Annotated in this window: 23 protein-coding genes, 1 other RNA gene and 1 riboswitch; of the genes, 13 read left to right on the forward strand and 11 right to left on the reverse strand. The window is 69.5% G+C overall.

Annotated elements, in window-relative coordinates; translation table 11 throughout:
- Positions 1-137 precede the first annotated feature (137 nt).
- Positions 138-4181: a translocation/assembly module TamB domain-containing protein gene (locus tag OHZ10_RS13290; RefSeq protein ID WP_342702737.1), complete on the reverse strand. Its 4044-nt coding sequence runs from the start codon at positions 4179-4181 to the stop codon at positions 138-140.
- Positions 4182-4209: 28 nt separating this feature from the next.
- Positions 4210-6024, reverse strand: coding sequence for an autotransporter assembly complex family protein (locus OHZ10_RS13295; protein ID WP_342702738.1), 1815 nt, complete (start codon positions 6022-6024; stop codon positions 4210-4212).
- Positions 6025-6271: 247 nt separating this feature from the next.
- On the opposite strand from OHZ10_RS13295, the gene OHZ10_RS13300 reads away from it, so the two are divergent.
- The 4 genes from OHZ10_RS13300 (at position 6272) to panD (ending at position 8875) form a co-directional block, all read left to right on the forward strand.
- Entirely contained in the window at positions 6272-6460 is a 189-nt protein-coding gene (locus tag OHZ10_RS13300; RefSeq protein ID WP_011352889.1) for a DUF3460 family protein, read from the forward strand.
- 4 nt (positions 6461-6464) lie between these two features.
- Positions 6465-7337: a segregation and condensation protein A gene (locus OHZ10_RS13305; protein WP_059233460.1), complete on the forward strand. Its 873-nt coding sequence runs from the start codon at positions 6465-6467 to the stop codon at positions 7335-7337.
- Between the two features lie 267 nt (positions 7338-7604).
- A complete protein-coding gene (gene panC, locus OHZ10_RS13310; RefSeq protein WP_059233459.1) occupies positions 7605-8444 on the forward strand; it encodes a pantoate--beta-alanine ligase in 840 nt (279 codons plus the stop codon).
- A gap of 44 nt (positions 8445-8488) precedes the next feature.
- The gene (panD, locus tag OHZ10_RS13315) at positions 8489-8875 is read left to right on the forward strand and encodes an aspartate 1-decarboxylase (RefSeq protein WP_031398432.1); all 387 of its coding nucleotides are present in this window, start codon (positions 8489-8491) and stop codon (positions 8873-8875) included.
- A gap of 94 nt (positions 8876-8969) precedes the next feature.
- Here the strand turns inward: panD and OHZ10_RS13320 are convergent, their stop codons facing one another.
- From OHZ10_RS13320 to OHZ10_RS13335, 4 genes are all read right to left on the reverse strand, one after another.
- Positions 8970-9638 carry a ParA family protein gene (locus OHZ10_RS13320; protein ID WP_174992951.1) on the reverse strand — a complete coding sequence of 223 codons (669 nt, stop codon included), beginning with the start codon at positions 9636-9638 and terminating at the stop codon, positions 8970-8972.
- A 137-nt stretch (positions 9639-9775) separates the two neighbouring features.
- Positions 9776-10189 (reverse strand): DoxX family protein, encoded by a 414-nt coding sequence (locus OHZ10_RS13325; protein WP_342702739.1) that lies wholly within the window; start codon positions 10187-10189, stop codon positions 9776-9778.
- Between the two features lie 149 nt (positions 10190-10338).
- Positions 10339-10476, reverse strand: a complete 138-nt coding sequence (locus tag OHZ10_RS13330) for a hypothetical protein (protein WP_174992953.1) — start codon at positions 10474-10476, stop codon at positions 10339-10341.
- Between the two features lie 82 nt (positions 10477-10558).
- Positions 10559-12061 carry a cobyric acid synthase gene (locus OHZ10_RS13335; protein ID WP_342702740.1) on the reverse strand — a complete coding sequence of 501 codons (1503 nt, stop codon included), beginning with the start codon at positions 12059-12061 and terminating at the stop codon, positions 10559-10561.
- Between the two features lie 74 nt (positions 12062-12135).
- Between OHZ10_RS13335 and cobU the strand changes: the two genes are divergently transcribed.
- Genes cobU through OHZ10_RS13355 form a run of 4 tightly spaced genes read left to right on the forward strand, consistent with a single transcriptional unit; the run spans position 12136 to position 15554 of the window.
- Complete coding sequence (gene cobU, locus OHZ10_RS13340) at positions 12136-12690, forward strand: bifunctional adenosylcobinamide kinase/adenosylcobinamide-phosphate guanylyltransferase (RefSeq protein WP_059233455.1); 555 nt, start codon at positions 12136-12138, stop codon at positions 12688-12690.
- On the forward strand, positions 12684-13628 hold the full coding sequence (gene cbiB, locus OHZ10_RS13345) for an adenosylcobinamide-phosphate synthase CbiB (RefSeq protein WP_342702741.1): 945 nt from the start codon (positions 12684-12686) through the stop codon (positions 13626-13628). Before cobU ends, cbiB begins: the two co-directional genes overlap by 7 nt.
- A complete protein-coding gene (gene cobD / locus OHZ10_RS13350; protein WP_059233453.1) occupies positions 13621-14640 on the forward strand; it encodes a threonine-phosphate decarboxylase CobD in 1020 nt (339 codons plus the stop codon). Before cbiB ends, cobD begins: the two co-directional genes overlap by 8 nt.
- On the forward strand, positions 14637-15554 hold the full coding sequence (locus tag OHZ10_RS13355) for a cobalamin-binding protein (RefSeq protein ID WP_174992955.1): 918 nt from the start codon (positions 14637-14639) through the stop codon (positions 15552-15554). The genes cobD and OHZ10_RS13355 overlap by 4 nt, the downstream gene beginning before the upstream one ends.
- A gap of 132 nt (positions 15555-15686) precedes the next feature.
- Here OHZ10_RS13355 and cobC read toward each other — a convergent pair whose 3' ends face one another.
- The 5 genes from cobC to OHZ10_RS13380 form a co-directional block, all read right to left on the reverse strand.
- A complete protein-coding gene (gene cobC, locus OHZ10_RS13360) occupies positions 15687-16271 on the reverse strand; it encodes an alpha-ribazole phosphatase (protein WP_342702742.1) in 585 nt (194 codons plus the stop codon).
- Complete coding sequence (locus tag OHZ10_RS13365) at positions 16256-17032, reverse strand: adenosylcobinamide-GDP ribazoletransferase (RefSeq protein WP_342702743.1); 777 nt, start codon at positions 17030-17032, stop codon at positions 16256-16258. Before OHZ10_RS13365 ends, cobC begins: the two co-directional genes overlap by 16 nt.
- Complete coding sequence (cobT, locus tag OHZ10_RS13370; RefSeq protein WP_174992958.1) at positions 17022-18077, reverse strand: nicotinate-nucleotide--dimethylbenzimidazole phosphoribosyltransferase; 1056 nt, start codon at positions 18075-18077, stop codon at positions 17022-17024. The genes OHZ10_RS13365 and cobT overlap by 11 nt, the downstream gene beginning before the upstream one ends.
- 61 nt (positions 18078-18138) lie before the next feature.
- A complete protein-coding gene (locus OHZ10_RS13375; protein WP_342702744.1) occupies positions 18139-18954 on the reverse strand; it encodes an ABC transporter ATP-binding protein in 816 nt (271 codons plus the stop codon).
- Positions 18951-20066 (reverse strand): FecCD family ABC transporter permease, encoded by a 1116-nt coding sequence (locus OHZ10_RS13380; protein ID WP_422674328.1) that lies wholly within the window; start codon positions 20064-20066, stop codon positions 18951-18953. Before OHZ10_RS13380 ends, OHZ10_RS13375 begins: the two co-directional genes overlap by 4 nt.
- A gap of 42 nt (positions 20067-20108) precedes the next feature.
- Positions 20109-20360, reverse strand: a riboswitch (cobalamin riboswitch).
- A gap of 154 nt (positions 20361-20514) precedes the next feature.
- On the opposite strand from OHZ10_RS13380, the gene OHZ10_RS13385 reads away from it, so the two are divergent.
- The 5 genes from OHZ10_RS13385 to OHZ10_RS13405 all read left to right on the forward strand — a co-directional run bounded on the left by OHZ10_RS13385 (position 20515) and on the right by OHZ10_RS13405 (position 22894).
- On the forward strand, positions 20515-20865 hold the full coding sequence (locus tag OHZ10_RS13385) for a hypothetical protein (protein WP_059233447.1): 351 nt from the start codon (positions 20515-20517) through the stop codon (positions 20863-20865).
- A complete protein-coding gene (locus OHZ10_RS13390) occupies positions 20862-21176 on the forward strand; it encodes a cell division protein ZapA (protein WP_011352906.1) in 315 nt (104 codons plus the stop codon). Before OHZ10_RS13385 ends, OHZ10_RS13390 begins: the two co-directional genes overlap by 4 nt.
- Before the next feature lie 81 nt (positions 21177-21257).
- A non-coding RNA gene (gene ssrS / locus OHZ10_RS13395) (6S RNA) lies at positions 21258-21439 on the forward strand.
- A gap of 71 nt (positions 21440-21510) precedes the next feature.
- Positions 21511-21972, forward strand: coding sequence for an EVE domain-containing protein (locus tag OHZ10_RS13400; RefSeq protein ID WP_342702745.1), 462 nt, complete (start codon positions 21511-21513; stop codon positions 21970-21972).
- Positions 21973-22153: 181 nt separating this feature from the next.
- Positions 22154-22894, forward strand: a complete 741-nt coding sequence (locus OHZ10_RS13405; RefSeq protein ID WP_059233445.1) for an SIMPL domain-containing protein — start codon at positions 22154-22156, stop codon at positions 22892-22894.
- The last annotated feature ends 25 nt before the right edge of the window (positions 22895-22919 follow it).

The following is a 22919-nucleotide window of genomic DNA, read 5'->3' on the forward strand; positions in this document are numbered from 1 at the left end:
AACGCCCGCTCGGCGCCGGTCACGCGAACGTGATCAATCTAGAATGATTTGAACGATTGTCAAGGATAGGTGCACAAACCGCACGCAGCGGAATCAATCGGCGCGGCGCGCCACACTGTCGCGCGCCGCGGCCGCCGTCACCGCTGACTGAACCACCGGTCGAAGCGCCGCGTGTAGTTCAGGTCGACGCCCTGGAACGTGCCGCCGTACGCGGACACCGACCAGAAGCGCGTCAGGTTGATCGTCGCCTTGAACGCGTTGGCCGCCGATTGCAGCCCCTGCTCGAAGCCGAGCACGAACCGCTCGTTGATCGCCTTCGACACCAGCACGACCTGCGGATCGGTCAGGCCGACTTCGCTGCGGCCGACCGACACCTCGTCGAGACCGAAGGTCTGCGCGACGCGCTTGCCGGTCACGCTGCCGAGCAGCCCGAGCGCCGCGGTCATCGCACCCTGCTGGCCGACGTTGTTGCCCTGGTCGGTGCCGTGCCCGAACAGCAGCCACGACAGCTTTTCGTTGTCCGTGACGTTCGGCTCCGACACGAGCTTGACCGTCAGCGACTGGATCGTGCCCGTCACCTGCACGCCGGCCTCGACCTCCTGGTTGCGCCGCATCGCGAGGATGTTGACGCCCGGGTTCGACACGGGGCCGTTGAACGTGAAGAAGCCGTTCTCGATCGCGAGCTTGCGGCCGAACGACGTGTACGTCGACCCTTCGGTCACGCGCACGTTGCCGACCGCGCGCAGCGGCACGCCCGGCGCGCTCATCACGGTGATCGTGCCGCGCAGCCCGAGATCCGCGCCGTGGCCCTTGAAGCGGAAGTTGTTGCCGAGGCCGATGTCGATGTTCGCGCGCGGCGCGAGCGACGGCGCCGGCTTGTCCTCGACCGGCTTCGGCTTCGCGACCGCGGTGCCCGTCGGCGTCTCGCCGCGCACCGTGCCGTCCGGCTGCACGATCACGACGTCGTCGGACAGGTGCGGCGCCGATTGCTCGGGCAGGTCGAACAGCGCGCGATCGACGACGAATTTGCCGTCGATCGACAACGCACCGCGCGGCCCGTCGTTCGCGACAGTCGCCTTGCCCGACAGCGACAGCTTGCGGTCCGGCGCCGCGAACAGCTCGAGCTTGTCCGCGACGATGCTCGCGGTCAGGTCGGGCGCCTCGCCGTCGAGGCGCACGCGGCCGAGCGCGCGCAGCGTGCCGTCGCCGCCGTGGAACTCGACTTGCTGGAATTCGACGAGGTTGTCCGACAGCTTCACGCGCACGATGCCGTCCTTCAACTGCACGCCCTGGTCGATGAGCGTCGCGGACAGATCGTCGCCCGTCAGCATCCCCGACAGGTTCGGCTTCACCGGCGTGCCGGCGACCGTCAGCTTCAGCGCCGCGCGTCCGCCGAGCAGGTAGCTCGGCCCGAACAGGTTGCCGGTCGTCTTCAGCGCGGGGATGTCGGCGTCGATGCGGCCCGACAGCGGGCCGTCGTTGACAACGCCGAACACGCCGTCGCGCAGCGCGAACGGCACCGTGACGTTGGCGTCGAGCGTGCCGATCCGGCTCGCCTTCGCGAGCGCCGTCACGTTGAGCCGGTTGCCGGGCGTGAAGTTCGCGCGCGCCGACAGGTCGGTCAGCCCGAGCGACGCGATGCCGCGCCCGCTTTCGATCGTGACGTCGCCGCCGCGGCGCTTCACCTGCACGTAACCCGTCGCGTTCGCGCCGAGCGAGAAATCCCAGTCGGCATCGAGCACGACGTCGGTCCGCACCGGCGGCCGCTGGCCGGTCAGCTCCTGACGAACCTCGAGGAAACGTGCGACCGACGCGCCGCTCACCGAACCGGCCGAGCGCATCTGGCCGTGATCGAACACGAACGACTTCAGGTCGATCGCCGCGCCTTCGAGCGTGAGCCGCGTCGCGCCGAGCGTGACGCGACCGGCGCCGGCCGATACCGTCAGCGGCGCCTGCAGTGCAAGCGCCGGTGTGCCGCGGTTCGCGAGGCGCGTGACGGTACCGTCCCAGCGCATCCCGTCGCGATTCTCGACCACGCCGCCGTTCGCCGCGAGCGTCAGGTCGATCACGCAGCCGCCGGCCATCCCGAGCGCCGATGCATCGAGCGTGTGCTTCGCGCGCGTGCCGTCGAGGTTCGCGCGCAGCGATTTCAGCTTCAGCGAACCGAGTGCGATATCGGACGCGTCGGCCGTGAACACGAGCGCGCCGTGCGCGCCGTCGCGGATGTCCGCGCGGCCCTGTGCCGTACCGATCCGGTTCGAGCCGACGACGACGTGCTCGGCCTTGTAGGTAGCCGTCACGTTCGGATGCGCGAAGCTGCCGGTCAGGTCGCCCTGCGCCTGCACGAGCCCTTCGACGCCGAAACCGAGCCGGTCGAGCTGCGGCGCGTCGACGACGAAGCGCAGCCGGTCGCCGGGCGCGCCGAAGCTGCCGCGCAGGTCGACGTGGTTGCCGGCGATCGACAGGGTCGCGTTGCTCGGCAGGATCCGCGAACCGGCGAGCTGCACGACGCCGGCACCGGTCAGCGGCACGCCGTCGTACAGGCTGTCGCCGAGCTTGAACGTTGCCTTCGTCGACACCTGCGGCGCGAACGCGCCCGATGCCGTCAACGTGCCCGACACGCGCGTCTCGCCGCGCGTGGCCGGTGCCTTGGCCGCCTTGGCGGGCGCCTTGCCGCCGCCGGCCTTCGGCGCACTCAGCGCGGCTAGCAGCAGCGGATCGAACGTCGTCAGCGTGGCCTTCGCGTCGTAGCTCGAATGCGCGTCGTGACGGAACACGCCCGTCAGGTCGATGCGGCCCTTGCCTGCCGTCACGCGCGCGTCGGTCAGCACGGTCTGTTGCGGCGTCAGCGCGACTTTCGCGCGCGCGCCCAGCGCAAGCTTCGGGTCGTTCAGGTTGAAGTCGACGGTCGTCACGTCGCTCGCTAGCGTCACACCGAGCGGGCCGCCGAGGCGCATCGGCCGGAGTTCGGCAACGAACGCGTTCAGGTCGAGGTTCGCGACCTTCAGGTCGAAGCGGCCCTTGCCGCCCTTCAACGTGCCGTTGCCCGTCACGCTGCCGTCGCGGATCAGTTTCAACGCGAGATCGTCGATCCGCTGCGCGTGCGCGTCGAGAAGCACGCTCGCATGCGCGTCGATCACCGGCAGCAGATGGTCGCCGAGCGTGCCGGGCTTGGCGTTGACGATCGACACCGGGCCCGTCACCGCGAAACCCTTCGCCGGCGCGGAGCCGGCCGGCGCGGTCACCGGCGCGAGTTCCGCCCGCACCGCGAGATCGGCCATCGGTGCGCCGGGTGAAAGCGCCTGCGGGTTCACGTGGTCGAACGCGAGCGACGCGCGCGTGAGCGGCACCGCGCCGAACGGCGCGGCCTCGACGTGCGCGCGCCCGTTCAGCTTCATCCCGCTCGCAGTGACGTCGGCGACGAGCGCCTCGAGCGAGCCCGACACGCGCGCCCGCGCGTCGACCGGCTCGTCGGACAGCTTGCCCGCGTAGGTGGCTTCGCCCGTCAGCGCGAACGGCTTTACCCCGTCGAGCTTCGCGCGCGCGGTCAGCGCGCCGTACGGCGTATCGACGCCGTCGAGCACGAGTTCATGGTGACGGCCGTCACTGCGGCCGTTCAGCGCGATATGGTCGAGCTGCGTCGTCGACCCGCCGTCGTGGATTGCCAGGTGATCGACGCGCAGGTCGTCGATGCGCAACTGCAGCGGCAGGCTCAGGTCCTGCGGCGTCGTACTCGGCGTCGACGGCCCCGGCGGGATGCGCACGTCGATCGTGCCGGCGCGAAGATAGGCAATGGACAGCCGCCACGGCGCGCGGGTCAGCGCCCAGCGGCCGTCGAGCCGGTCGATGCGGATTTCGGTGCCGGTGCCGTCGGGGCTCGTCCACGCGAACCCGCGCAACCGCACGCCGGTCGCGAGCGAGCCGCCTTCGAGCGTACCCGCGAGCCGCGCGCCGAGCACGTGCCCGGCCACTTGCCACGCGAGCCGCGTGCCGCGCTCGGTCATCACCGCGCCCGCCACGAGCCCCGCTGCCAGCACGACGAGCAGCACGACCGTCGCGAGCGTCCACGCGACGACGCGCACCGCGCGGCCGCGGCGCGGCGCGCGCGGCGGCGTATCGGGCGCGCCGTCGGGCGAGTCCGGATCGTGAGGCGGCGGCGTGTCGTTCGGGTCCTTCGTCATGCGGTTCGTCGTCGAGGAAGCGGTACGGTCAGAATGCGATGCCGAGCGTCAGGTACGGGCGCACGCTATGGTTGCGCAACCCGTATGCGACGTCGACGTTGATCGGGCCGACGGGGCTGCGCCAGCGCGCGCCGACGCCGACGCCCGGGTAAAACACGCGCTCGCCCCACGCATCGGTCGCGGTGCCGATATCGAAGAACGTCGCGGCGCCCCAGTCACGGTTGAACCAGTGCTGGTACTCGGCCGTGCCCGTCATCAGGTACTTGGTCGGCAGCACCGAGCCGTCGACGCTGTTGCCGATGCTCTGGTAGCCGTAGCCGCGCACCGAATTCGAGCCGCCCGCGCGGAACAGCAGCGACGCGGGCACGCCGGTCGAGCTGCCGCCCGTGAACACGCCGCCGAGCTCCGCGCGGAACACGAACAGGTCGCGCTTGCCGACCGGCAGGTACTGCTGGCCGCGCGCGTAGCCGCGAACGAAGGTCTGGTCGGTCAGCACGCCCTTGACCGCGAAGCCGGCCTCCGCGTGAATCAGGTTGCCCGAGCGCGGGAACAGCGGATCGTCGACGTTGCGGCGCGTCCATGCCCATTGCGGCACGAGTGCGCGGCTCGTGGTCGGCCCGGCGCCGTTCTGGTCGAGCCGGTCCTGGTAGTACATCAGCGAATACGAATAGTCGATGAACTGGCCGGTGCGCGTGCGCTGCGCGCCGATCCGCGCGCTGAAGATGCGCGTATCCGACACGTTGGTGTTCGTGTACGACGCGAGCACGCTGTTGGTCCAGCCCTTCTCGCCCGGCGGCATCGACAGCTGGACCTGCCCGTACTGCTGGATCTGGTCGAGCCGGCCCGACACGGTCAGCGGCCACGCGGCGCCGAACGTGTCGAGATACGTATAGGAGCCCTGCACGTGCGGCCCGGTGTCGGTGGCAAAGCCCACGCCGCCACGGATGTTGTTGTACGGGAACTCGCTGACCTTCACGTGCACGGGCGTGCGCTCGGGCTTCGCCGGATCGTCGCCGACGTCGATCGCGACGCTCGCGTAGTACGGCGTGTTCTGCAACTGCCGCTGCAATTCGGCGATCCGCTGCACGTCGTAGATCTCGCCTTCCGATAGCGGATTGACGTTCGTGACGATCTTCTCCGGATAGCGACGCACGCCATCGACATCGACCTTGCCGATCGTAAACGTCGGGCCGCTGTCGAACGTCACCGCGAGCGTGGCGCGCTGCGTGCGCGGATCGATGCGCGCCTCGGACGACACGATCTTCGCGCCGATGTAGCGGCGCGCCTGCAGTTGCCTGAGCGCCGCGCCCTTCGCGCCGTCCCAGTCGGCCTGCGTGAACGGGTCGCCCGGCTTCAGCGAGAACGCGAAACGGGTCGCGGCCTCCTGCTTCGGATCCTCGGTGTCGACGGGCCCCTTGAACGTCAGGTCGACCGTCGACACGACGGTCTGCTTGCCGGGATCGACCGCGATGCGCACGTCGCGCTTGCCGTCGCGCGTGCGCACGTCGGTGCGCACGACCGGCGAGAAGTAGCCGGCCGTCGCGGTCAGGTCGCGCACCTGCTGCGGCGTGGCGGTCACGAGGAAGTCGAACTGGTCGTCGCTGATGTCGTCGCGCTTCGCGAAGCGCGCGATATCGAGATGCGTCTTGAGGAGCTTGCGGATCGAGCGCGGCGCGTCGATGTCGACGTCGTACTTCGCATGGGCCGGCAGCGCGAAGAACGCGACGAGGCAACCCGCCAGGGCCGTCCGCGCGACACGGGCCGCGGCGCCGGCGCGATCGCGTACTGCGCGCGGGCCCGCGTCGTGCGCCGTGTGTGCTTGCTGGTTCGACTGCCCCGCCAAATATGACCTCGCCGTCCTGGATTGTTACGGTTTCGTGGAAAACCCTGTATTTGACCACAGGGCGCGGACGCCAAAGCCAAACGAATGTGAAAGAGTGCTAGGTCCGGCACGACCGCCGCACGATGCCTGTCGGCACCGGCCCGCGGATTCGACGCGCGATTGGCGCCGGCTGTTCCCCGCGATGCGGTAAAATCCCGCCATCGCGAATCCGGCGCATCGTGCGCCGCCCGAAACGGAAGATCCAGCCATGCCGTACCAGTCCGACGTCACGCAGTTCCTGAACCAGCTCAAGCAGCAGAAGCCGACGCTCGAAGATGAGCAACGCAAGGGCCGTTCCCTGCTGTGGGACAAGCAGCCGATCGACCTCGAAGAGCGCGCCGAGCAGCAGGAATCGCGCGTGAAGCAAACGTCGTACGTCTACTACCAGAACTTCTGACGACGTGAGCGCCGCCGACGAGGCCAGCGCCGCCCGGCAGGACGACGCGATCGCCGCGCCCGCGGGCGCCGATTCGACGCCCGACACGGTCGACGGTGTCGCGGCGTTCGCTCGCCTGTACGGCGAGCCGCTCTTCAAGCTGCCGCAGGATCTGTACATTCCGCCCGACGCGCTCGAGATCTTCCTCGAGACGTTCGAAGGCCCGCTCGACCTGCTGCTGTACCTGATCCGCAAGCAGAACTTCAACGTGCTCGACATCCCGATGGCGCAGGTCACCGCGCAATATCTGGGCTACGTCGACCAGATCCGCACGTCGAACCTCGAGCTGGCGGCCGAGTACCTGCTGATGGCCGCGATGCTGATCGAGATCAAGTCGCGCATGCTGCTGCCGGTCAAGAAGGCCGACACCGGCGAGGAAGCGGAAGATCCGCGTGCCGAACTCGTGCGCCGGCTGCTCGAATACGAGCAGATGAAGCTTGCCGCGCAGCGGCTCGACCAGTTGCCGCAGCTCGGCCGCGATTTCCTGCGCGCCGAGGTGTACATCGAGCAAAGCGTCACGCCGCGCTTTCCCGACGTGAATTCGGACGACCTGCGCGGCGCGTGGGCCGACGTGCTCAAGCGCGCGAAGCTCGTCCAGCACCACAAGATCTCCCGCGAGGAGCTGTCGGTGCGCGAACACATGAGCCTGATCCTGCGCCGGCTGCAGAACGCACGCTTCATGGAGTTCGCCGACCTGTTCGACACGTCGCGCGGCGTGCCGGTCGTCGTCGTGAACTTCATCGCGATGCTCGAGCTCGCGCGCGAATCGCTCCTCGAGATCACGCAGGCCGAGCCGTTCGCGCCGATCTACGTGCGCCTCGCGTACCTGCCCGCGTAACGCCCGCCCCGCCGCTTCCCGTTCCCCGCTTCATCCCGGCGCTCGCCGCTTCGCCGTCTCGCCGCGGCGGCTGGCCGTCCCGCGGGTTTCCGGCACGCCCGGCTAAAAAGTGAACGATCGTTCTTTTATCGATGCGTCCGGCGGCCAAATCCTCTACAATCCGCCGACGCCCGATGCGCCGCCCGCGCGCCGGCGTTCTCCGCTTCGACCCCGACGCCGCTGCTGCGGCGCCAACGCGCGCCTGCGCGAGGAACCCGCTACCCGATCATGAAAGTCATCAGCTCGATCCATGAACTGCGCGACCAGCTGCGCGGACAGAACCGCACGGCGTTCGTGCCGACGATGGGCAACCTGCACGAAGGGCACCTGTCGCTGATGCGTCTCGCGCGCCAGCACGGCGACCCGGTCGTGGCGAGCATCTTCGTCAACCGGCTGCAGTTCGGCCCGAACGAGGATTTCGACAAGTATCCGCGCACGCTGCAGGACGATATCGAGAAGCTGCAGAAGGAAAACGTGTACGTGCTGTTCGCGCCGACCGAGCGCGACATGTACCCGGAACCGCAGGAATACCGCGTGCTGCCGCCGGACGATCTCGGCGGCATCCTCGAAGGCGAATTCCGGCCGGGCTTCTTCACCGGCGTGTGCACGGTCGTGTCGAAGCTGATGGCCTGCGTGCAGCCGCGCGTCGCCGTGTTCGGCAAGAAGGATTACCAGCAGCTGATGATCGTGCGCCGCATGTGCCAGCAGCTCGCGCTGCCGGTCGACATCATCGCCGCCGAAACCGTGCGCGACGAGGACGGCCTCGCGCTGTCGTCGCGCAACCGCTACCTGTCCACCGACGAGCGCAAGGAAGCGCCCGAACTCGCGAAGACGCTGCAGCGCATGCGCGAAAGCGTGCTCGGCGGCGAGCGCGACCTCGGCAAGCTCGAGCAACAGGCCCGCACGCACCTGGCCGAGCGCGGCTGGGCGCCCGACTACCTGTCGATCCGCCGCCGCGCGAACCTGATCGCGCCGAGCGCCGCCGAACTCGAAGCCGGCGAGCCGCTCGTCGTGCTCGCGGCCGCGAAGCTCGGCGCGACGCGCCTCATCGACAACCTGGAAATCTGACGGGCGGCCCGCCCGCGCCTCTCACGACGCATCACGGAGACACCATGCAGCGCCACATGCTCAAATCGAAGATCCACCGCGCGGCGGTCACGCACTGCGAACTGCACTACGAAGGTTCGTGCGCGATCGACGAAGACCTGCTCGAAGCCTCGAACATCGTCGAAAACGAACGGATCGACATCTGGAACATCAACAACGGCGAGCGTTTCTCGACGTACGCGATCAAGGGCGAGCGCGGCAGCGGGATGATCTCGCTGAACGGCTCGGCCGCGCGCCGTGCGCAGCTCGGCGACCTCGTGATCATCGCGGCGTTCGCGATGGTCGACGAAGCCGAACTGCAGGCCGGCTGGAAGCCGAAGCTCGTGTTCATCGACGACGGCAACAAGATCAAGGGCCACCGCGATCACGTGCCGACGCAGAACTGGACGTAATCCGGCCGCCGCTCATGCACAAAGGGCCGGATCCCGTAATGCACGGGATCCGGCCCTTCTCATTTCGCCCCGCGCATGCGCGGCGGCTGCATGCTCAGGACGCCTTGGCGACCTTCTCGGCCTTGTCCGCCTTCGGCGCACGGCGTTCGGCCCATTCGACGATCGGCCGCCACTGTTCGAGATCCTTCTCGACGCGGCTCTTCGCGACGTCCCACAGCGTCAGGCCATGCGCGGCGATCTGCACGTAGTTCTGCGTGTCGCGCACGTAGCCGAGCACCGGCAGGCCGAGCCCTTCGACGAAGCGGTGCAGCTGGTCGGACGAACGCGTGCGCGCATCGACCCGCATCCCGACGATCCCGACCTCGACGCTGCCCTTGCGCACGGCCTTCTCGCCGGCCAGGCGCTCCAGAAACTGCTGGGTCGCGAGAATATCGAACATCGACGGCTGCAGCGGCACGATCACCTTGTCGGCCAGTTGCAGCGCGAGGTTGAGGCGGGTGCCATGCAGGCCGGCCGGCGTATCGATCACCGCGTATTCGAGGCCGCGCGGCGGCTTCGACGGCGCGTCCGGGTCGAGATCCCATGCCTCGATCGGCGGCAAGCCAGCCGGCCGCAGGTCGAGCCACGCATGCGCGGATTGCTGCCGGTCCAGGTCGGCCAGCGCGACCCAGGCGCCCTGCGCCGCGAAATAGCCGGCAAGATTGGTGGACAGCGTGCTCTTCCCCACGCCGCCCTTCGGATTCGCCACCACGATCACCGTCATGAATTCCCCCGAAAAAGCCGCGCGGCGCCGGCCGCATGGCTGGCGCCGCTCGATTGCGGATACAGGGAGCGATGATATCGGCAAACGGGGTGTCACCGGAACGGGTTGCGCCGATCCGGACGCCGCTTTCGCCCGCCTTACACGCGCTGGACCGCGGCCTCCCGCGCACCGATCGCGAATGCGCCGCCACCCAGCAGGGCCTGCACGGCCAGCGTGACGGCCCAGAACGCCGGATATTCCCAGCCGCCGTTCGGCGACGAGAAGCTCCAGCCGTTCGGCAGATGTGCGGCGGTCGCGCCGAGCATGAACGGCAGCAGCACGAGCGCGGCGACGCGCACGCGGAAGCCCGCGAGCAGCGCGAGGCCGCCCGCCAGCTCGACGAGCGTCGTCAGGTACGCGAGCCAGCCCGGCAGGCCGATCGACGCGAAGAACTGCGCGGTGCCGGGCAGCGTGAAGACGAACACCTTCTGTGCGACGTGCGCGAGATACAACACGCCGAGCGCGACACGCAACAGCATCGCGGCGAAATCGTTCAGGCGATTGGCGTTCATGGCGGATTCCTTCGTGAGTGGATGACAATGGATCGCACTCTATTCGAATCATTTCAGCCGATAAACACGCCAATACGCTTTAACTGATTCCCGCCAAGAACGAATAACGCAAAAAAAAGGGCATGACCGATCATGCCCGTTGCGATGCTTCAGTAACCGCTCTTGCCTTGTGTGGCGTCGCCGGAGCCGGACTGGCCGCCCGGCGCGTACGAATCGCACGCGTGCGCAACCGCCGACGCGCCCAGCAGCGCCGCGAGCAGCACGCTCCACCACCATCGAGCCTTCATCGTCGCACTCCTCCAGGCGGACCTCCGCCCTCCTCTGTTGTACGCGATCGGGCGGAAAAAGCGAGCACGAACCGCCGTGGCCTCAACGGAACTCGGCGTACAGCGCGTCGAGGTCGAGATGGTCGGCGAACGTGTCGGCCAACCGCTCGAGCGATGCCTCGCGCAGCGCCGGATAGTCGATCCGTTCCGCGCCGTCGAGACCGGCCCATGCGAGCAGCGCCGCGCAGGCGTCAGGCGCGTCGAACAGCCCGTGCACGTAGGTCGCGAAGATCTGGCCGTCGGCGGAAACCGCCCCGTCGGGACGCGCGCCGCCCTGCGCATCGTCGGCTGCCAGCATCAGCGCGGGCGCCGCGAGCGCGGGCCCGCGCGTGTTGCCCATGTGGATCTCGTAGCCGCGCACGGCGGCCCCGCCCGGCAGCGCGACGTGCCCCGTGACGTTCTTCAGCGTCTTGTCGGGCTGCAGTGTCGTGTCGAAATCGAGCAGCGCGAGCCCCGGCACGCTGCCGGGCGCGCCTTCGAGGCCGAGCGGATCGTCGAGCGTGCGGCCGAGCATCTGCATCCCGCCGCAGATGCCGATCACCTTGCCGCCGTAGCGCAGGTGGCGACGGATCACCGCATCCCAGCCCGCATCGCGCAGCCACGCGAGATCGCGCTGCACGCTCTTCGACCCGGGCAGGATCAGCAGGTCGGCGTCCGGCACGGGGCCGCTCTTCCAGTACGTGAATTCGACCTGCGGATGCGCGCGCAGCGGATCGAAATCCGTGTGATTGCTGATGCGCGGCAGCGCGGGCACGACGACGCGCAGCACGCCGGCGTCGCCGCGCGCGGCGGCGCTGCGCGCCTGCGCGGGCAGCATGTCTTCCGCGTCGAGCAGCAGCCCGTGCAGGTACGGCAGCACGCCGAACACGGGCTTGCCCGTCTGCGCGCGCAGCCAGTCGAGCCCCGGTTCGAGCAGCCCGATGTCGCCACGGAAGCGGTTGATCACGAAGCCGCGCACGCGTGCGCGTTCGCTGTCCGACAGACATGCGAGCGTGCCGACCAGATGCGCAAACACGCCGCCGCGGTCGATGTCGGCGACGAGCACGACCGGGCAGTCGACGCGCTCGGCAAACCCCATGTTCGCGATGTCGCCTTCGCGCAGGTTGATCTCGGCCGGGCTGCCCGCGCCTTCGACGATCACCGTGTCGTAACCGGCACGCAGGCGCGCATACGATTCGAGCACCGCATCGAACGCGACCGGCTTGTAGTCGTGATACGCGCGTGCGTCGAGGTTCATGCGCGCCTTGCCGTGAATGATCACCTGCGCGCCGCGGTCGCTCGTCGGCTTCAGCAGCACGGGGTTGAAATCCGTATGCGGCGCGACACCCGCGGCCAGCGCCTGCAGCGCCTGTGCGCGGCCGATCTCGCCGCCGTCGGACGTCACCGCGCTGTTGAGCGCCATGTTCTGCGGCTTGAACGGCGCCACGCGCGCACCGGCACGGTGCGCGAGGCGGCACAGGCCCGCGACGAGCGTGCTCTTGCCCGCGTCGGACGTCGTGCCCTGGATCATCAGCGTGCCGCGCGGCCGCGGCTCGGGTGCATTCATCGTGTGAAGGTCGTTGCGAAGCAAAGGCCGCATTATCGCCCGCGACGGGTCGCCCGCGCCGTTACAATCACGCGATGATTCCGCACGACCTCACCTTCGTCCTCGGCGGCGCGCGCTCGGGCAAGAGCGCGCACGCCGAGCGGCTCGCCGCCGACAGCGGCCGCCCCGTCACCTACATCGCGACCGCGACCGCCGCCGATGCCGAATTCGCGCAGCGCATCGCGCATCACCGCGCGCGCCGGCCGGCCGACTGGGGCTTCGCCGAGGCACCCGTCGACCTCGCGGGCACGCTCGCGCGGCTCGACGATCCGCACGCGTGCCTGCTCGTCGATTGCCTGACGCTGTGGCTCACGAACCTGCTGTGCCCGGCCGACGGCGCACCGCTCGACGATGCGCAGTACGCGGCGCAGGTCGAGCGGCTCGAGCAAGCATTGCGCGGCGCACGCGCGAAGGTGATCGTCGTCAGCAACGAGATCGGGCTCGGCGTCGTGCCGCTCGGGTCGGTCACGCGCCGTTACGTCGACGAGCTCGGGCGCCTGAACCAGCGCGTCGCTGCGCTCGCGACGCGCGTGACGCTGCTCGTCGCCGGGCTGCCGCTCGACCTGAAGGCCGGAGCGCCGTCATGCTGATGCTGTCGCTGCCCGTCGTCGCGATGCTCGCGGTCGCGGCCGCGATCGTCGACCGCACGCTCGGCGAGCCGGCCGGCTGGCATCCGCTCGTCGCGTTCGGCCGCCTCGCCGCACGCATCGAAGGCGCACTGAACACCGGCCGGCGCGGCCGCATGGTCGGCGTCGCCGCGTGGATCGCGGCCGTCGTGCCGCCGGTGGCCGTCGCGGCCTGGCTCGTCTCCGTGCTGCCTTGGCCGCTCGCGGCTGCGCTGCACGTCGCGCTGCTGTGGTTCGCGCTCGGCGCGAAGAGCCTCGGCGAGCATATCGCGCCGATCGCCGCCGCGCTGCTGCGGCACGATCTCGCGGCCGCCCGCACGCTGACCGCGCGCATCGTGTCGCGCGATACGAGCGACGCCGACGAAGGCGCGTTGTCGCGCGCGGCCGTCGAATCGGCGCTCGAGAACGGCAACGATGCGATCTTCGGCGCGCTGTTCTGGTTCGTCGTTGCCGGTGGTCCCGGCGCGCTGCTGTTCCGGCTCGCGAACACGCTCGACGCGATGTGGGGCTACCGCACGCCGCGTTTCCTGACCTTCGGCTGGGCCGCCGCGCGCCTCGACGATGCACTGAACTGGATACCCGCGCGCCTCACGGCCGCGAGCTACGCGCTGCTCGGCGACACGGCCGCCGCCTGGCGCTGCTGGCGCACGCAGGCGCGCCACTGGGACAGCCCGAACGCGGGCCCGGTGATGGCCGCGGGCGCCGGCAGCCTGAACGTGCAGCTCGGCGGCCCGGCCGTCTATCACGGCGAAATCGAGGATCGTCCGGCGCTCGGCACCGGCGCATCGGCCACCGCCCTCCACATCGTCGCCGCGCTGTCGCTCGTCACGCGCACGCTTGCCCTGTGGCTCGCGCTGCTGGTCGCGAGCGGCGCACTCGCCATGGCCACCCATCATGTCTGATACACGCATCGCGCACGGCGGCAACCTGCACGAAGCCGCGCGCCGCCACGGCATTCCGTACGACGCTTGGCTCGACCTGTCGACCGGCATCAATCCGGTCGGCTATCCGGTGCCGCCCGTCCCGGCCGACGCCTGGCGCCGGCTGCCCGACGACGGCGACGGCCTCGCGGCCTGCGCCGCGCAGTATTACCACGCGCCCGATCCCGCACACGTGCTGCCGGTCGCCGGCAGCCAGGCCGCGATCCGCGCGTTGCCCGCGTTGCTGCCGGCCGGCGACGCCGGCGTCGCAGCGCTCGCGTACGGCGAATACGCGCCCGCGTTCGCACGCCACGGCCATCGCGTCGTGCCGCTCGACATCGGCACCGACATGCTGCCAGCGACGCTGCGCCACGTCATCGTCGGGAATCCGAATAATCCGACCGCCGAATTCGTGCCGGCTGCGCGCCTGCTCGGCTGGCATGCGCAACTCGCGACGCGCGGCGGCACGCTGATCGTCGACGAGGCGTTCGCCGATACCGGCGCGCCGCAGTCGCTCGCGCCGCAGGTCAATCGCCCGGGGCTGGTCGTGCTGCGCTCGGTCGGCAAGTTCTACGGGCTCGCCGGCATCCGCGCGGGCTTCGTGCTCGCGTGCCCCGACCGGATCGCCGCGTTGCGCGACATGCTCGGCGCGTGGACAGTCGGCGGTCCGGCACGTCACGCGGTGATGGCGGCGTTCGCCGATCGCGCGTGGCAAGCGGCCGCCCGCGAGCGCCTCGCGGCCGACGGCGAACGTCTGGCGGCCTTGCTGCGCACACATGGCTTCGCGGTTCACGCGACGCCGCTCTTCAGCTGGACCGACGACCCGCGCGCTGCGGCTTTGCATGCGGCACTCGCGACACGCGGGATCTGGACGCGGTACTTCCCGGCACCGTCGAGCGTACGCGTCGGCCTGCCGGGCAGCGAAGCCGAATGGCAGCGCCTCGGCGACGCGCTCGCCCATTGCGTGCCGCTGCTGCACCAGGAATCCGCATGACTCCGCGCACGTTTCGCGGATTCGCTCCGGCCGCGATGGTGGCCGCGCTCGCTTACGCGCCGCTTGTCCACGCCGATGTGTCGACGCGCGACGACGCCGGCAATCCGGTCACGCTGCCCGCGCCCGCGCAGCGCGTCATCAGTCTCGCACCGCACGCGACCGAACTTGTCTACGCGGCCGGCGGCGGCGCGAAGCTCGTCGGCACCGTCACGTACAGCGACTATCCGCCCGCCGCGCAGGCCGTGCCGCGCGTCGGCGACAACAAGGCGCTCGACCTCGAACGGATCGCCGCGCTGAAGCCCGACCTGATCGTCGTCTGGCGGCACGGCAACGCCGAGCGGCAAACCGACGCGCTGCGCGCGCTGCACATCCCGCTGTTCTTCAGTGAACCGAAACATCTCGACGACGTGTCGTCGTCGCTGCGCCGGCTCGGCACGCTGCTCGGCACGCAACCGGCGGCCGATGCGGCCGCGGCTGCGTTGACGCACGACATCGGCTCGCTACGCGCACGCTACGCGGCGCGTCCGCCCGTCACGATGTTCTTCCAGGTGTGGGACCGGCCGCTGATGACGCTCAACGGCGCCCACCTGATCAACGAAGTGATCGAACTATGCGGCGGCCGCAACGTGTTCGCGTCGCTCAAGCCGCTCGTGCCGACCGTCACCGACGAGGCCGTGCTCGCGGCGAATCCGGAAGCGATCGTGACGACGAGCGCCGGTGCAACCCGTTCGAACGAGCCGCTGCCGAGCCTCGCGCGCTGGCGCGCATGGCCCGCGCTGACGGCCGTGACGCGCAACAACCTGTTCGCGATCGACGGCGATCTGCTGACGCGGCCATCGCCGCGGATCGCGCAGGGTGCGGCCGCGCTGTGCGAGGACCTCGATGCCGCGCGAACCCGGCGGCCGGCGCGCTGAGTCCCGGCGACTTGCGCGGTCAACGCGCACCGGCGAACGGTGCGACCAATGCGACCGATGCGACCGATGCGACCGATGCCCGAGACGTTGTTGACCGCGCGCGGTGCCGCTTGCATGCAGGCGGCGGCGCGCCTATTCGTCCCAGCGGACGACTTCCCACGTTCGCGCGGCGGCATCCGCGCGCAGCCAGACGACACCGCCCGTCGGCACCGGCCGCGACAACAGCGTATCGAGCGGGACACGCAAAACGTGCGACGCGAACGCACGGATCACGCCCGCATGCGTGATGACCCACTGCGGCCCGTCGAACGTCGTCATCGCATCGGCCTGCCGTGCAATCCGCGCGACGAATCGCGCGACGCTTTCGCCGCCGTGCGCGCAGGCATGCATCAGATCGGCCGCCCACGCGTCGAGTGCCGCGCGGTCGATATCGTCCCAGCGCTGCATTTCCCACGTGCCGAAATCCATCTCCTGCCAGCCGGCATCACGCCGCAGCGGTACGTCGAATGCCCGCGCCAGCCGTTCGGCAACCGACGCGCAGCGCATCAGCGGGCTCGTCCACATCCGGTCGGGCAGCGGCGCGCCAAGATCCGCCAGATGCGCGCGTACGGCCTGCGCGCCGGCGTCGGCCGGCGCGGCGAGCGGCACGTCGCTGCGTCCGTAGCAGATGCCCGGCTCGACGCCGACGGCCGGGTGGCGGATCAGGACGATGTCCATCCGAGCACCACGAGATAGATCGCCAGCTCGCACAGTTGCTGCGCGAAGCCGAGACAGTCGCCCGTATAACCGCCGATCCGCTTCACGAAATAGCGGGCCGCCCATGCGCGCACGAGCACGAGCGCCACGCACGCCGCGACGCCCATGCGCCAGTCCGGCCAGAACAGCCAGGGCAATCCGAAGATCGCAGCAACGCAGGCCGCTCGCGCGCCCATCCGTTGCGCGACCGGTTTCGCCTTGCCCTCGGGCCGCACGTAGTCGAGCGTCATCAGCAGGCTCACGGCCGCCGCGCGGCTCGCCGCATGCGCGGCGATCATCGTCCATGCGGCGCGCAGCGGCAGCATCGACGCGAGCGCTTGCCATTTCAGCCCGAGCGAGATCACGAGCGCGACCGCGCCGAACGTGCCGATCCGCGAATCGTGCATGATGCGCAGCACGTCGTCGCGCGTATAGCCGCCGCCGAACGCATCGCAGCTGTCGGCCAGGCCGTCTTCGTGGAAGGCGCCGGTCGCGAGCAGCGTCGCGGCCATCGACAGCCCGACCGCGATCGACGCCGGCAGCGCGCGCAGCGCGACCAGATAGACCAGCGCGCCCCACGCGCCGACGCATGCGCCGACGAGCGGGAAATAGCGTGCGGCCTGGTCGAGATCGCCGGCCGCGTAGCCGATCGAACGCGGCACGGGCACGCGCGTGAAATAACCGAGCGCGACGAAGAAGTAGCGCAGTTCGGCCCCCACGCCGCGCGCGCGATCAGGCGTCACGATTGTCGACACCCGCGGATTCGAAACTCGCCATCTCGCTGAGGAACGCGGCCGCCGCGCGCACGAGCGGCAGCGCGAGCGCGGCGCCCGTGCCTTCGCCGAGCCGCAGGTCGAGCGCGAGCAGCGGCTTCGCGCCGAAATGCTCGAGCATGCGCCGGTGTCCGGCCTCGTGCGACGTATGCGAGAACACGCAGTAGTCGCGCACGCCGGGGGCGATGCGCTCGGCCACGAGCAGCGCGGCTGTCGCGATGAAACCATCGACGAGGATCGTCATCCGCTCGCTCGCGGCCGCGAGGTACGCGCCCGTCATCATCGCGATCTCGAAGCCGCCGAACGTCGCAAGCACGTCGAGCGGCGCGACCGCGTGCGAATGCTTGACGAGCGCGCGGCCGAGCACCGCGCGCTTGTGCGCGAGGCCCTGGTCGTCGAGGCCCGTGCCGCGCCCGACGCATGCGTCGATCGGCACGTCGAGCAGACGGCTCATCAGGCACGCGGCCGACGACGTGTTCGCGATCCCCATCTCGCCGAAACCGATCACGTTCGTGCCGAGCGATGCGTGCAGGCGCACGCGTGCCGCGCCGGCGGCCAGCGCCGTCATCGCCTCGTCGCGCGTCATCGCCGGCTCCGCCGCGAAGTTGCGCGTGCCGCGCGCGACCGGCAGCGACACCAGCCGGTCCGACAGCGGCAGCGGTGACGCGACGCCCGCATCGACGATCTCGAGCGTGCTCTGCGCGACGCCCGAGAACGCGTTGATCGCGGCGCCGCCGGCCAGGAAATTCGCGACCATCTGCGCAGTCACCGCCTGCGGATAGGGACTGACGCCCTCGGCCGCGATCCCGTGGTCGCCCGCGAACACGATCGTCACCGGACGCTGCACGACCGGCCGCTCGGTGCGCTGGATCAGGCCGATCTGCAGCGCGACCGCCTCGAGTTGGCCGAGGCTGCCGGGCGGCTTGGTCTTGTGGTCGATCACATGCTGCAGGCGCTTGCGCAGTGTGTCGTCGAGGGGCGCGATCGCGGGCGGGAAGTGGGTCGGAGTCGTCATCGAGGAGCCGTGTCGTGCGCGCGGCATGCGCCGCGCATCGAAAGAATCGGAAAGGGAAAGCTCATTGTCGCGCAGGCCACGCCGGCAGCAGCGCATCGCGACCATTCTCGCGGATCAGCACGAGCGGATAGCCGAACGCGTCGCTCGCGCGCGCGGGCGTCAGCACGTCGTGCACGGGGCCGGCCCACGCGCGGCCGCGGCCGTCGAGCAGCAAGGCATGCGTCGCGAAACGCCGTGCGAGATTCAGGTCGTGACACGAGAACAGCACCGTGCGCGGGCCCGTTTCGAGCCACGCGGTCAGCGCGGTCAGGCAGTCGATCTGGTGATGCAGGTCGAGATGCGCGAGCGGCTCGTCGAGCAGCATCAGCGGCGCATCCTGGCACAGCGTCGCGGCCAGCGCGACCCGCTGCCGCTCGCCGCCCGACAGCGACAGGACGTCGCGCGACGCGAGCGCGGTCAGGTCGAACGTCGCGAGCGCATCGCGCGCGGCCGTTCGGTCGCCGTCGCGCTCCCAGCCCCAGCCGCCGAGATACGGAAAGCGGTTGAGCAGCACCGTGTCGAACACGGTCGCGCTGAACGCATCGTGCAATTGCTGCAGCATCAGCGCGCGGCGTTGCGCAAGTTGTTCGGGGCGCCACACGGCAAGCGGCCGGCCGTCGATCTCGACGTGTCCGCCGGCCGGCGGTTGCAGCCCCGCGAGCGTCGCGAGCAGCGTCGTCTTGCCTGCGCCGTTCGGCCCCGCGACACACCAGATCTCGCCTGGGCGGAACGCCTGCGTGAAGCGGTCGAGCAGCGTGCGCGCGCCGGCCGTCAGCGTCAGGTCGACGGCCGCGCAGGTCATGTCGCCGCCATCGGCGTGTCGTGCGGCATCCGTCATCGCATCGGTCTCCTCAACAACATCCACAGGAACACCGGTACGCCGATCAACGCGGTCATCACGCCGACCGGCAACTGCGCGGGCGCGATCGCGGTGCGCGCGAGCAGGTCGGCCGCCATCACGCCGCCGCCGCCCGCGAGCATCGCGGCCGGCAGCAGCATTCGCTGGTCGTTGCCGAATGCGAGCCGCAGCGCATGCGGCACGACGAGTCCGACGAAGCCGATCGTGCCGGCCGTCGTCACCGCGGCCGCGGCGGCCAGCGACGCGACGAGATAGATCCGCATGCGCAGGCGCGCGACGGGCACGCCGAGCGCCTGCGCAGTCGCATCGCCGCGCAGCAGCACGTTCAGTTGCGGCGCGGCCGGCAGCGCGACGCAGGCGGCCAGCAGCAGCGCACTCCATGCGAACCACGGCGCCGTCACGCCGTTGAGGTCGCCCGTGAGCCAGAAGATGATGCCGCGCAGCCGCGCATCGGGCGCGAGCGACAGCAACAGCGTGACGAGCGCGCCCCACCCTGCCGCGATCACGACACCGGTGAGCAGCAAGCGTGGCGACGCGTCGCGCGAATCGCCGCGCCACAGCTCGCGGCGCGCGAGGCCGAGCACGAGCGCGACCGAGACGAGCGAGCCGGCAAATGCGGACGCGTCGACGAGCCACCACGCGCCGCCCGCGATCATCGCGACGAGCGCGAAGCCGGCCGCGCCGCCGGACACGCCGAGCACGTAGGGTTCCGCGAGCGGGTTGCGCAGCAGCACCTGCAGCAGTGCGCCGGCGAGCGCGAGCAGCGCGCCGCACGCGAAGCCGGCGAGTGCGCGCGGCAGGCGCAGCGTGCGGACGATATCTGCGAACAGCGCATCGCCGCCATGCGGCACGAGCGACGCGAGTGCCTGCCACGGCGACATCGGCACGCTGCCGATCGACAGCGACGCGACGAACAGCAGCGCGACCACGGCGGCCAGCGCGGCCCAGATCGCGGCGGCGCGCGCGGCGCTCATGCCGTGCACGGCCGCGCGCATGGCGCGCGGCGCATCCGATTGAGGGTGCCGGCCGGACGTGACAGGGACGCCGCGCGGACGATTGGGGTCAGCATCGAAGAACATTCCGTGAAGCATTGCGCGCCCCGCCTCCCCGCAGGCCACGCGTCACGAAGCCCATGCGGGCTTCCCGTCTCGGCCGGTATCCGGGCTGGCGGCGGTCCGGCTCGCCTTCCCGCGCGTTTCACGCGCAGTGGCCCGCGCCCGCGTGCGACATCTGCACGCAAAACGCGCCCGAGCCGGCCTGCGTCAAGGGACGCGGCCGCTTACCGTTGCGGGGGCAGCGCAGGCTGGTGTGCTCCCGGAGCGCACGCCCTGCTTCCCGTTTAACCGCGCGTGCCACGCGCGAGCACCGAGGCGGCGCCAGTTTAGGAGCGGGTAACGCGAGCGTCAAGGAAGCGTCCGGACACGTACGGGAAGCACCGATTCACGGCAAGAAGCAGGGGTGTTACGACTGGAAACGTTACAGATGTCGGATTGCACGGTATTCCGCGCTAAAATGCTGGGTCTTTAGAGGACGCAGCAAATGCTCAACGAACTCGAAACCTTATCTCAAAATATTGGCCGTCTGATTTCGCTGAACAAGCGCTATCACGCGGAACGGCTCGCGCTCGAGGAGCAGGTCGCGCAATTGCGCGCGGAAGCGGACACGGTCCGCGCGGAACTCGCGGAACTGCGCGACGAACGCAATGCGCTCGCGGCCGAGCGTGACACGCTGTCGGCAAAGATCGACGACGCCCAGGTGAAACTGAACGCGATTCTCGAAAAGCTGCCGCGCTCGAAAAGCGCGGAGCAAGCCGACAACCAGCTCGACCTGCTGGATGCGCAGGCGCGTCCGGATGGCGATGACGCGGCCAGCCACGGAGAACATGCATGAGCACCAAGCAGATCGAAGTCTCGATTCTCGGTCAGGCCTATCGGCTCGCCTGTTCGGCCGAGACCGAAGCGGCGCTGCTCGAGGCCGTCGCGCGGGTCGACGCCGAAATGTCGAAAATCCGCTCGAACAGCTCGGTACGCGGCACCGATCGCATTGCGGTGATGGCGGCGCTGTCGCTCGCATCGGAATTGCTGCGGCTGCAAACGAGCGTGCGGCACGGTGAAGCATTTCCGGCGGAGGAAATCCGTCGTACAATGCACCAGATGAACGAACAGCTCGGCGCGGTGCTCGCACAGCACGAGACGCAGTAACGTTTTAATCGATGCGTCGATTCCCCTTGATCTCTGCGATCAACGGTGGTCAAATTGGCGCATCGAATCACAGTTCAGTCAGCTTCCCTGCCTGGTTCGCCAAGGTCATATATTCCTTGAACCAATGCCATGTGCACGGTTGCGGAAATTTGTAGCACGGGCGCGCGCGTCACTCTGTCTGATGTACCCGAAGTGCTGCTAACTGCGACCAATTCTGAACCCCAGGTTCAGGATGCCGGCCTAGCGGCCAAGGCGGGGGCCTATCCAACGGCATCGGGCACGTCCCGGTGCCGTTTTCTTTTGTAGCAGCCTCTTTCTGCGTCGATCACGATCCATGCAATACTGGCTGATGAAGTCCGAACCGGACGAAGCAAGCATCGACGATCTCGCCAATGCCCCGCAGCGCTCGCTGCCGTGGACCGGCGTGCGCAACTATCAGGCGCGCAATTTCATGCGCGACACGATGAAGATCGGCGACGGCGTGCTGCTCTATCACTCGAGTTGCCCCGAGCCGGGCATCGCGGGCCTCGCCGAAGTGTCGTCGACGCCCTACCCCGATCCCACCCAGTTCGATCCGAACAGCCCCTATTACGACCCGAAATCGACGCAGGAAACGCCGCGCTGGCTGCTCGTCGACGTGCGCTACGTGAACAAGTCGCCGCTCGTGCCGCTCGCCGCCCTGCGCGAACACGACGAGCTCGCCGACATGCGCGTGCTCGCACGCGGCAACCGGCTGTCGATCACACCCGTCACGCGCGCCGAATGGCGGTTCATCACCGAAAAGCTGATGAAGTAAGCGCGCGCCAAAGGTCAAATCTGGTCAGCACGTGCTGCCGTCACGGAACTCGCGGCACTTTCGCGCAGCCTAAGCAACCGCTGCCGGTCGATCGGGCCGGCTGTCGTTTTTTTCGTCGCGCGGTACGCCCGCGTCGCGCACGCGCAATCCGCGTGCGCGCCCTCGCACAAGGAGTCCAACAATGACCAAGAAATCCGCACTCGCGCTGTCGCTCGCCCTCGCCGCCGCCGTTCCCGTCGCGCTGACGCTCGCGTCGCCCGCCGCGCACGCGCAGACCGCAAACCCGCATTTCCCCGAGCCGGCGGGTGTGCTGTCGCTGTCATCGCAGGCCAGCGCCGACGTGCCGCAGGACATCATCCACATCACGCTGTTCTACGAGCAGCAGGCCAAGGATCCGGGCAGCCTCACGGCGCAGTTGAACCAGCGCGCCGATGCGGCGCTGTCGCAGGCGAAGGGCGTATCGGGCGTCACCGCGCACACCGGAGCGTTCTCCGTGTATCCGAGCACCGATCGCGACGGCAAGATTTCCGCGTGGCGCGGCCGTACCGAGGTTGCACTCGAATCGCGCGATTTCGCGGCGGCGTCGAAGCTGGCGGGCCAGTTGTCGAACCTGATGCAGGTCGCAAACGTCGAGTTCTCGCTGTCGCCCGAAGCACAGCGCACGGCCGAGCAGAAGCTCACGACCGAAGCGATCAAGTCGTTCCGCGCACGCGCGGACGAAGCCGCGAAGGCATTCGGCTACAGCAGCTACACGATCCGCGACGTGAATGTCGGCAGCGGCCGCAACGTGCAGCCGTACACGCGCATGATGGCAATGGCCGCGGCACCGATGGACAGCGCGAAGATGAGCGCACCGATCGCGGTCGAAGGCGGCAAGGCCACCGTGTCGGTCACCGTCAACGGCTCCGTGCAGATGAAGTAACGCGCATCGCGCAGCTGCCGAAAAC

This window comes from Burkholderia arboris, assembly GCF_038723655.1.
In the GTDB taxonomy this organism is placed as follows: Bacteria; Pseudomonadota; Gammaproteobacteria; order Burkholderiales; family Burkholderiaceae; genus Burkholderia; species Burkholderia arboris.

Excerpts from the sequence above, each read along its gene's own strand:
- OHZ10_RS13385 (WP_059233447.1), top strand. The coding sequence starts at position 20,515 with ATGCTCAACGAACTCGAAACCTTATCTCAAAATATTGGCCGTCTGATT.
- OHZ10_RS13290 (WP_342702737.1), bottom strand. The coding sequence starts at position 4,181 with ATGACGAAGGACCCGAACGACACGCCGCCGCCTCACGATCCGGACTCG.
- OHZ10_RS13330 (WP_174992953.1), bottom strand. The coding sequence starts at position 10,476 with ATGAAGGCTCGATGGTGGTGGAGCGTGCTGCTCGCGGCGCTGCTGGGC.
- OHZ10_RS13325 (WP_342702739.1), bottom strand. The coding sequence starts at position 10,189 with ATGAACGCCAATCGCCTGAACGATTTCGCCGCGATGCTGTTGCGTGTC.
- cobU (WP_059233455.1), top strand. The coding sequence starts at position 12,136 with ATGATTCCGCACGACCTCACCTTCGTCCTCGGCGGCGCGCGCTCGGGC.
- panC (WP_059233459.1), top strand. The coding sequence starts at position 7,605 with ATGAAAGTCATCAGCTCGATCCATGAACTGCGCGACCAGCTGCGCGGA.
- OHZ10_RS13355 (WP_174992955.1), top strand. The coding sequence starts at position 14,637 with ATGACTCCGCGCACGTTTCGCGGATTCGCTCCGGCCGCGATGGTGGCC.
- cobT (WP_174992958.1), bottom strand. The coding sequence starts at position 18,077 with ATGACGACTCCGACCCACTTCCCGCCCGCGATCGCGCCCCTCGACGAC.
- OHZ10_RS13320 (WP_174992951.1), bottom strand. The coding sequence starts at position 9,638 with ATGACGGTGATCGTGGTGGCGAATCCGAAGGGCGGCGTGGGGAAGAGC.
- OHZ10_RS13300 (WP_011352889.1), top strand. The coding sequence starts at position 6,272 with ATGCCGTACCAGTCCGACGTCACGCAGTTCCTGAACCAGCTCAAGCAG.
- OHZ10_RS13400 (WP_342702745.1), top strand. The coding sequence starts at position 21,511 with ATGCAATACTGGCTGATGAAGTCCGAACCGGACGAAGCAAGCATCGAC.
- cbiB (WP_342702741.1), top strand. The coding sequence starts at position 12,684 with ATGCTGATGCTGTCGCTGCCCGTCGTCGCGATGCTCGCGGTCGCGGCC.
- OHZ10_RS13335 (WP_342702740.1), bottom strand. The coding sequence starts at position 12,061 with ATGAATGCACCCGAGCCGCGGCCGCGCGGCACGCTGATGATCCAGGGC.
- OHZ10_RS13375 (WP_342702744.1), bottom strand. The coding sequence starts at position 18,954 with ATGACGGATGCCGCACGACACGCCGATGGCGGCGACATGACCTGCGCG.
- OHZ10_RS13390 (WP_011352906.1), top strand. The coding sequence starts at position 20,862 with ATGAGCACCAAGCAGATCGAAGTCTCGATTCTCGGTCAGGCCTATCGG.
- cobC (WP_342702742.1), bottom strand. The coding sequence starts at position 16,271 with ATGGACATCGTCCTGATCCGCCACCCGGCCGTCGGCGTCGAGCCGGGC.
- OHZ10_RS13405 (WP_059233445.1), top strand. The coding sequence starts at position 22,154 with ATGACCAAGAAATCCGCACTCGCGCTGTCGCTCGCCCTCGCCGCCGCC.
- panD (WP_031398432.1), top strand. The coding sequence starts at position 8,489 with ATGCAGCGCCACATGCTCAAATCGAAGATCCACCGCGCGGCGGTCACG.
- cobD (WP_059233453.1), top strand. The coding sequence starts at position 13,621 with ATGTCTGATACACGCATCGCGCACGGCGGCAACCTGCACGAAGCCGCG.
- OHZ10_RS13380 (WP_422674328.1), bottom strand. The coding sequence starts at position 20,066 with ATGCTTCACGGAATGTTCTTCGATGCTGACCCCAATCGTCCGCGCGGC.